The 8,000-nt window shown below is 68.4% G+C and carries 10 protein-coding genes and 1 pseudogene; 1 reads left to right on the top strand and 10 read right to left on the bottom strand.

The annotated features are described in order from the left end of the window. From MLY01S_RS11355 to MLY01S_RS13160, 9 genes and pseudogenes are all read right to left on the bottom strand, one after another. Positions 1-391 (bottom strand): M15 family metallopeptidase (locus MLY01S_RS11355; RefSeq protein ID WP_169795153.1); only part of this gene is annotated, 391 nt, incomplete at its 3' end. Between the two features lie 3 nt (positions 392-394). Further along, positions 395-802: a hypothetical protein gene (locus MLY01S_RS11350; protein ID WP_067192216.1), complete on the bottom strand. Its 408-nt coding sequence runs from the start codon at positions 800-802 to the stop codon at positions 395-397. Positions 803-806: 4 nt separating this feature from the next. Then, the gene (locus MLY01S_RS11345) at positions 807-1,283 is read right to left on the bottom strand and encodes a hypothetical protein (RefSeq protein WP_067192212.1); all 477 of its coding nucleotides are present in this window, start codon (positions 1,281-1,283) and stop codon (positions 807-809) included. A 74-nt stretch (positions 1,284-1,357) separates the two neighbouring features. Next, positions 1,358-1,885, bottom strand: a complete 528-nt coding sequence (locus MLY01S_RS11340) for a carbohydrate-binding protein (RefSeq protein WP_067192209.1) — start codon at positions 1,883-1,885, stop codon at positions 1,358-1,360. Positions 1,886-1,911: 26 nt separating this feature from the next. After that, positions 1,912-3,036: a hypothetical protein gene (locus MLY01S_RS11335; protein ID WP_067192206.1), complete on the bottom strand. Its 1,125-nt coding sequence runs from the start codon at positions 3,034-3,036 to the stop codon at positions 1,912-1,914. 9 nt (positions 3,037-3,045) lie between these two features. Further along, positions 3,046-3,627 carry a hypothetical protein gene (locus MLY01S_RS11330; protein ID WP_067192203.1) on the bottom strand — a complete coding sequence of 194 codons (582 nt, stop codon included), beginning with the start codon at positions 3,625-3,627 and terminating at the stop codon, positions 3,046-3,048. Continuing rightward, positions 3,624-4,736 carry a hypothetical protein gene (locus tag MLY01S_RS11325; RefSeq protein WP_067192201.1) on the bottom strand — a complete coding sequence of 371 codons (1,113 nt, stop codon included), beginning with the start codon at positions 4,734-4,736 and terminating at the stop codon, positions 3,624-3,626. The genes MLY01S_RS11330 and MLY01S_RS11325 overlap by 4 nt, the downstream gene beginning before the upstream one ends. Next, positions 4,730-6,040, bottom strand: coding sequence for a glycoside hydrolase family 78 protein (locus tag MLY01S_RS12515; protein WP_245232039.1), 1,311 nt, complete (start codon positions 6,038-6,040; stop codon positions 4,730-4,732). Before MLY01S_RS12515 ends, MLY01S_RS11325 begins: the two co-directional genes overlap by 7 nt. Before the next feature lie 45 nt (positions 6,041-6,085). Then, positions 6,086-6,637, bottom strand: a pseudogene (locus tag MLY01S_RS13160) (fibronectin type III domain-containing protein); the annotation flags it as partial. Here MLY01S_RS13160 and MLY01S_RS12710 point away from each other — a divergent pair. Beyond that, entirely contained in the window at positions 6,612-6,962 is a 351-nt protein-coding gene (locus tag MLY01S_RS12710; RefSeq protein ID WP_067192196.1) for a hypothetical protein, read from the top strand. The pseudogene MLY01S_RS13160 and the gene MLY01S_RS12710 overlap by 26 nt on opposite strands. A gap of 113 nt (positions 6,963-7,075) precedes the next feature. Here the strand turns inward: MLY01S_RS12710 and MLY01S_RS12705 are convergent. Further along, on the bottom strand, positions 7,076-8,000 hold a 925-nt coding region (locus MLY01S_RS12705), incomplete at its 5' end, for a lysozyme family protein (protein WP_169795152.1).

The raw sequence follows: 8,000 nt of genomic DNA, 5'->3' as shown, positions 1-8,000 counted from the left end.
CGAAGTGCATGTCGTCGGGGCGCTTGGTCCATTCGCCGCCCCATGCGACGACGCCACCGAGATCGGTGAGGATGCGGCGAATGGTGGCCTGCTGTGCCGACGTGAACGTGTTGAACTTGCCCATCGGGTGGTTGGGTGCGTTCAGGTCGATAGCGACTCCGGCGGCGTGCTCACTCCACACGTCGGTGTAGCCGCGCACGGGACGATACGACCAGCCCCAGGACCAGTCCTTGCGGATGGGTTCGACTTCGGCGTGGAATCGCTGGCAGAGGGCGTCGAGGATGGTGGCGACGTCTCCGGCGAGGACTTGCCCGGTGATCCACTTGAAGGGGGTCAGGTTGGCGGTGGTGGACTGGACAGGCCAGCCTCGGCGGGTAGTAGCGGTGGTCATGAGTCAGTGCTCCTTGTCTCCGCCGAGGCGGCGGGCGATTGATCTGGCGTGGTCGGCTAGCTCTTGCTGGATGCGCCAGGACAGCGGGGGTGTGGGCGGGTCCGCGCCGCGTTCGATCCACCCGGCGATTGCCCGGTAGTCGTCCAGCAGGTCGTCCTTGTCTCGCAGCCGTCCGGTGAGGAGCGCGTTCTCGTCGACCAGACGACGGTTCTCCTTGCGCAGTTCATCCAGCTCGCCGCGCATGCTGGCCACGTCGGCCTTGAGCCCGTCGATGGTGGCGCGCATGGTGGCCAGCAGTGCGTCCAGCTCGGCGGTGCGCGTGTCGGTGCGGGCTTTGTCTCGGATGCCGCGCCACCCGAAGACCGCGACAACGATTGATCCGGCGACGGTGGCGATGATCCCCCAGTCCATGCGGTCACCTCCGGGTGATGGTCGGCAGTGATCCTGTCCTGATCAGGTGTCCGTCTTCGGCGGCGCGTCTCTCGCGGGAGACCTGCCAGGAGATGAGGGCGGCGGGAAGTAGATAGGACCATGCGCTGATTGCCCCGGTGGGCGCGGTGCCGTCGACCCATGCGCCGATGAAGAGGGCGGATACGAGGCCGGGTGTGATGATTCCGGCGGCTATAGCGGTCCGTTCTGCCCAGTGGCGGCGGGAGAGGATGCCTCCGGTGAGGGTGAGGGTGCCTCCGATGATCCACCACCAGGCGATGTGTGTGGCGGTGAGGTCGCTGATGGGGATGATGGGGGCGCGGTTGACCCATTCGACTGCTGCTTCCCGGCTGGTGGAAGGCATGCGGAGCCATGAGATGCCCAGGCCGGTGAGGTAGATGCCGATGATGGTGAGCAGTCCGCCGGTGGGGCCGTCGATGGTGCGGATGAGCCTGTCGGGCATGGTGGCCTCCTGGGGTCATGGGTGCGGCCCCACACCTAGTGGTGCGGGGCCGCTTGTGTGGGGTGTGGGTGGGGTTAGGCCACAGTCCACAGGGAGGGGGCCACGTCTGGCGCCCAGTGGTCGGCGGTGGTGTGCGCCTGGAGGCACCGATAGATGGTGCCGTTGTAGGTGCGGAAGTCGCCTGGCTTCACCTGCTCCCCGGCCTTGAACTCGGGCGCGTCCGGCACCGGCTCCGGGTCCGGGGCGTCCTCGGTCACGTCCACCCACAGCCTGTCATCTACGCCGATGCCGCCGGGTTCCCACACGTTCGCGGGGTGCTCGGACTCCCACACCTTTCCTCCGTGGGCGACAACGGCTCCACGCGGGTAGGCGTCATGCCCGCCGGTCAGCTGGAACCAGGCGCGGTGCTCGCCCTCGGCCAGTGGTGGGAGTGCGGCCTCCACGGCGTCCCGGTACTGGCGGGCGGTCTGCTCGGCGCGGGCCTCGGCGGTGGCGAGGACGTACCGGCGTTCCTGCTCGGTGAGGACGGCGACGCGGAGCGCGTCGAGGTCGTCGTCCGTCCAGGTCTCGGTGTCGGTCAGGTCTGGCAGGGTGGCGGGCATGGTGGCCCTCCTCTCGTTGGTGCGGGTCAGGCGGGGGTGCCGGGGAGCGTGGTGGGCCAGGGCTGGGCGGCAGGCCACGCGGCGGTCATGGAGAGGGCATTGTTGGCGGGATGCTTGACGCGCACAGCGCCGTTCGTGCCGTCGATGAGCATGCGGCCCAGGCGTTCACCGTCCGCGGCGTCCGAACCGGTGAGGATTTGTGCCACCACTCGGTTCGCCGGTCGGAAGCCTGGGTCCAGGGTGAACGCCACCTGCGCTCCCATGCCCGTTGCGTCGACCTTCCCCAGCCGCCACACGCCATACATCGACGGGGCGTGAGGTTCCATGTAGACCATCCGCGCCACGCGGCGGAGTCGCACGCTGGCGGCGCTGTACCAGGGGGCGATAGTAAGCGAAACCACCCGCCATCCGGTGTCCCCGTCCGAGACTTCCCACACGTTCCCGAGTCGCTTGCGCCACACCCACGCGCCGACGTTCCCGCCGTCCGTGGATCGGTACTCCGCGCCGACCGGCTCACTGCCCGTGATGGTCCCCGCCGTCGTGGACGGCTGGTCCGGGCGGCCCGGACCCACGATCAGGTAGGCCGAGCCCTGCGGGTCCGCCCATGCCTCCCCGGTAGAGGTCTTCGTGAGCACCTGACCCGTGGACCCGCCCGAGGGCAGACCAGTGGGCGAGTTCTGCCACGCAGACCCGGTAGAGGTCTTCGTGAGCACCTGACCGGTCGTTCCACCAGTAGGGAGCGGGTCCAGGTTCGCCACCTTGGAGTCCGTGTACGACTTCGCGTCCGCCAGGGACTTCTGGTCCCCGGCAGTCACAGACGCCGACGACGCCAACGGGGCCACCTTCGAGTCCGTGTACGCCTTCGCGTCCGCGAGAGCTTCATCGGTCGCCTGCCCGGATGCCCCCACGAGCTCGAGCGCCCAGGAGGACAGGGACCGGGAATCGATGGACACACGGACCCTGCGGGTCGTGGACTCGGTCTGGAACTCGTCCACTGTGCCGTGCGCCCCAGAGACCAGGGTCACTGGCTCCCCGTTGCGGTAAGCCTGCACGGGGGCTTCCGTCTCGGCGTCCACGACAGTCGCGCGACGGCCGGCCAAGGGGCGGCCGGTGGCGACGTCCACGAAGACGCGCTCAGCGTAGGTATGCATCAGGACCTCCTAGGGGAGCAGAAAGAAAACACCGGACAGGGACACCCACGAGAATGTGGTCATGGGGGATTCCAGCCGGATCTGGCCAGCGCCGGTGACGCGCAGGTCAGCGGGCCCCTGAGCCGTGGACGCCACGAGCAGGCGTGTGAAGCGCGGCCGCAGCGCGGGCGGGAGAACACCGATCGGCTCATCCCTGCCGCCGTAGCCTCCATTGACTGCGCCGTCGAGCTCCACCCGGTCACCGACCAGCCGGCACCGCGGCTCCCCGAACGAGGTGTAGGGCTTCCACGACCCCGATAACGTGATCGGCTGAGCCACGGCCAGGTCCTTGCTGCCGCCGCGGGCCGGACCGATCACCGTGTCCTGTGTACCCTGCTGCATCACCAGCACTCTGGCGCCGACCCACAAGTCTCCGACCGGGGTCAAGGACAAGGGGACCGCCTCAGACGGGGAGTCGTCCGCGGCGAACCGGATCCGCAACGGGTACAGGTTCGTGACCTCCGCCCACCGCCAGGAATCAGCCGGCGGGGCAGGGACATGCGCCAGCCACGGCACCATCCCCGCCAACGGATTCGACGTCGTGTCGCTCACTCGACCACCCTCCGCAGCTTCGTTGTGGACAATGCACCCGCCTCCTGCGAGTACGTGAAGCCCTCCACCACCGCCAGCGCGGACAGGTCACGGCCACCCCATTCGAGGCGGACGACGTCGTTCAATGCCAGCGGGAGGGTCGGATGCTGGACCTCGAAGGTCTCGGACACCTGCTGCTTCTGGCGAAGGCGCCGCTCGGCGCGGGCGTCGAGCTCGGCCTGGGTCGCCGAGGCGGGAGCGTTCTCCTCGAGGGCGGAGACGACACGGCCGGTAGCGGCCCACGCGAAGCGAGAAGTTCGGTCCAGGAAGGTGCCGCGCATCGGCAGAACGTCAGGGTCGTCCGACTCCGTGACGACCGTCATCTGATTCGGGACGTCGTAGAAGTCGGCCTCGTGGACAAGTTCAGGCAGGAAAGGCATCCCGTCCCCGGCGTCAGTGAACACGGCGGTGATCCCGCGGTACTGCGGGGGTCGGTGCGGGTCGCCACGGATGACACCCATGGGGTCCGCAGTCGCGGAGAAGCACTGAGCGACATCGAGCATGTCGTTGACCATGCGCAGGTAGGAGGTGGCGGGCGGCCAAGACATGTTCGTGCCGAACAGGGCCTCGTTGTCCTCGAAGGAGTGGGCGATGTTCTGCCGGTCCAGCAGGTAGCGCAGCCGGTCGATGACGTTCGTGCCCTTGTAGCCCATCCACTGGACCGCGGTGGATGCCTGCTCCTGCAGCCGGGACATCATGTCGAACAGCTGCAGGGTCGGCGCCTGCCTGGTCGCGGCGGTGTACTCCGTGCGTGGGGCCTTCACGATGAACGTTCCGACCGGCCACTCCATCGACCGGCCGGCACCGGAGACCGTCGCGTAGGCGCGGATCCGGTGTCTGGTCCAGTCGATGTCCTCGTCACCGGCATACCGGCAGGACCCGCCCGAGCGGATCGTGGACCACAAGTTGAACTCCGCCGTGAACTCCGAGACGCCGCGCAAGGGCCGGAGCACCCTGTTGCGGGTGTCCAGCAGCTCGAAACGGAAACCATCCGTGCGATGGTCTGCAAGCAGGGGCTGTGAGCGCGGACCCCACGCCGGGGCGTCGGCCAAGTGAACCTGGTTCACCATTTGGTGCTCACCACCTCACCGAGCTCTGTGAGCTCGTCGAAATCGATCTCCGTCACCGTGAACGAAGCCTCCTCGAGGATCCGCTCCTCACTGCCGGAGACCTCCGAGATGTCCGCGAACCAGCGGCGCCCCTTCGCGTCCCGGTAGAGGATCGGCAGGTCCGCCTCGGCTAGGAAGTCCTCGAGCTCCTCGTATGTGCACCCGCCGTCCGGGTTCGGCGCCAACTGCACCGACACCCCCACATCCCGGGTCTGATGCTCCGAGCGGATCGACGTCGGCCGGCGCCGCCCGGCGAAATGGTGCAGCTTGCCCTGGCGGGTCCACCGCGGGGAGGTCTTCGCGTTGTCCCGCATCCGCACCACCTGTGACCAGCCCGGGCCCGCGTTGAGGTAGACCCAGGCCTGCGGGTCCGGTTCCAGCACCAGAGTGTCGGACTCGACCTCGGAGGGTGTGGCTGACACTGTGACCACCCGGTAGGAAGTCGGGCGGGAGGTGTGCGGGATCGGGTCCACATACCCGGTCTCCAACGGCAGGCCGGTGGCGACCGTGTGCCACGGGCCGCCGTCGATCGACCGCTGCAGCGTGCACTCCACCGCCTCGACCTCCCCATCCGTGGGGTCGCGGTGGCTGATCGACACGGCCACCGCCCCGGTGTCCACCATCCGCTCCGCGGACAGGCGGGCAGCAGGCGGGGGCGCGTAGGTGACGTCGATCCGCTGGGTGACCTCTTCGGACCACAGGCCAGCAGCATCCTGCGCAGACACCGCCACGACGTAGGACATGCCGTCCTGCAGCCGGTAGTCCGGGGTGACCACACGCGAAAGCCAGGGCCGCCGCATGGACCACAGCTCGTTGCCGTCCGAGTCCAGCAGCCGCACCCGGAAGGCCACCTGTGCGGAGCCCTCCGGGTCGAAGAAGGACCAGACGATCCTCACCGAGGACGACGGCCACGCCGGCTCGACCGGGCTGGTCAGCGTCACCGAGGGCCGCTCCGAGACCGTGGTGGTCTTCAACGAGGACCACGGGGACGGGTCCGTGTGCTGACCCCAAGTGCGGACCTGCCACTCCATCGGCTCCTGGGTGCCCCAGGTGCCGGCATCCAGCGTATGCCAGGCCGTGGTGGAAGGGCGCCGACCGGTCGAGGTCCACGCACTGGTGCCCTTGACCCGCCACCGCACCTCGTAGGCCGACTGGTCGGTCGTATCGATCGGGTTGTGCTGCCAGGACAGGCGTACCGGGTCCGACGCCTCGACCGCAGTCGGGGCCAGCAGCGTCGGCGAGGACGGCGCAGTCAGAAGCTGCACTTCGTTCGAGTGCGCCCACGCAGACGTCAGCGTCCCCCACATGCCCGGGGTCCGTGCCCGGACAGCATAGGTCAGCGGCTCCGTCGGGTCAGGAGACGAGACCGTGTACGAGGTGTCCGTGGTCGTCCACCCCGGGTACGTGTAGCCCGAGGACCGCGGAGAGTAGGCGATTTCGTAGCTTGTGGCCGGTCCAGCCGGTGCCGTCCAAGTCAGCCGCACATCCGAACCCGAACGCTGTGCCCGCACACCCTTCGGTGCCAGCGGGGACGTATGCACCAGCTCCGATGGCGGGGAGATGGCCGAACTGCCACCAGTATTCCGGGAGTACACCCGCCACTGGTAGGTCTTGCCGGGCACCGTAGACGTGTCCGTCCACGACGACACCCGCCCCAGGGTCGCCACCGTCACGAAGGACGCCGACCCGGACTCCCGCCGCTGCACGATGATGTTCGTCACCGGAGCCGACGCGGTGTGCGCCGGCAACTTCCACGACACGCCATGCCGGTAATCCGTGGACCGTGAGACGACCACATTCGATGGTGCGGCCGGCGCCGACACTGGCCGGCGTCCCGTGGTGATCGCCCCGGACGCCCGCATCGTCTTGTTCCCGACCGCGACCAGCCCGCTCACCGCAGCCGATAGCGACGAGGCCGTCGTGCTCGAGAAGGACGGGGAGACCGTGCGGGTCACGGTGCGCAGCAGCTGCCTGTTCTGCTTCGACCAGGCCGTTGTCGAGCCAACATTCGCGGTCACGGCTGCCGACCCAGAACCGAAGGACCCCGACCAGGAGACAGTCACCGAGTCGTTACTCACCCGGTACTGTGTCCACAGCCAGATCCGTGCGGTCACCGTCACCGACGACGTCGATGCGGACACCGTGGACGGGGACTGGACCATCTCCACACCGATGCGTGCAGCGTAGGTGCCGGTCACGATCGGGCCCCAGGTGGGCTCAGCCATGGTGTCCTCCTCGAATCAGATGGGGAGGCCGCAGGGGGTCACACCGTGGCGGTGCGACCCCCGTGCGGCTTGGTGTCAGGTGCCGGAGTACTGGCGTACCGGCTGGCTCAGGTCGGCCACGTGACCGGCGATGCGTTCGTCCGTCTTCCTCGCCAGGTAGGCGGGGAACGCCTCCCCGTCCTCCACCACCAGCACCAGCGACTCCGGGAGCCCCTGACCCGCCGCGCCCGCGAGCGTGGCGGCCTGGCTGTGGTTGAGGATGTACTCGTCTCGGCCGGTGCTGTTGAGCACGAGGGACAGGCCGGGCGGGAGGTTGCCGCCGGAGTCCCGCAGAAGCGCCTTCGGCTCCTCTGCCTTGGCCAGGGCTTCGGCACGGGCCGCCTGGGCGTCGTCGTGCTGCTTCGTCCAGGGCATGATCTTGCGGATGATGTTCGCCACCATGTCCGCGAGCAGCTGGCCGATCGTGCCGGCCACTGAGCGGCGGACCAGCCCGACCAGCGGGTCGAGGATCGCGGATGTCGCTTTGACGAGCTGCCCCTTGACCCAGTTCACACCGTCCTTGGCGCGATCTGCGGTCCACTGGGCACCGGCCTTGACACCGTTCCAGGCCCCACCGATCGTGTCCCCCACGCCCGAGAGCATGGAGCGCGTCTGCGTCGCGGTGTAGACACGGCCCGGGTTGCTGAAGTTCACCAGCTCCGGGCCTTGCTCGCCCACGATCGCCCAGCCGGGAGAGGCGAGGCCTCCGGTGGCGTAGCCGGGGATGCGTGGAGCCCGCGGGAGCATGGTGCTCGAGCCCACCGCGGTGGCGACGTTGTCGAACGCCTTCTTGATGCCGGAGTTCCAGACGTTGTCGATGACCCAGTTGATAGGCTTGGCGAAGAAGCCCTTGACCTTCTCCCATGCCTTCTTGATCGCCTCGGCGCCCTTGCGGATCCCCTCGGGGAGGGTGTCCCGCACGAACTTCTGGAACTTCTCGAGGATCGGCTTGATACCGGAC

It is taken from the genome of Micrococcus lylae NBRC 15355 (assembly GCF_001570885.1).
In the GTDB taxonomy this organism is placed as follows: Bacteria; Actinomycetota; Actinomycetes; order Actinomycetales; family Micrococcaceae; genus Micrococcus; species Micrococcus lylae.
The sequence above is the reverse complement of the archived record's forward strand: the minus strand, read 5'-3'. Positions and strand labels throughout refer to the sequence as shown.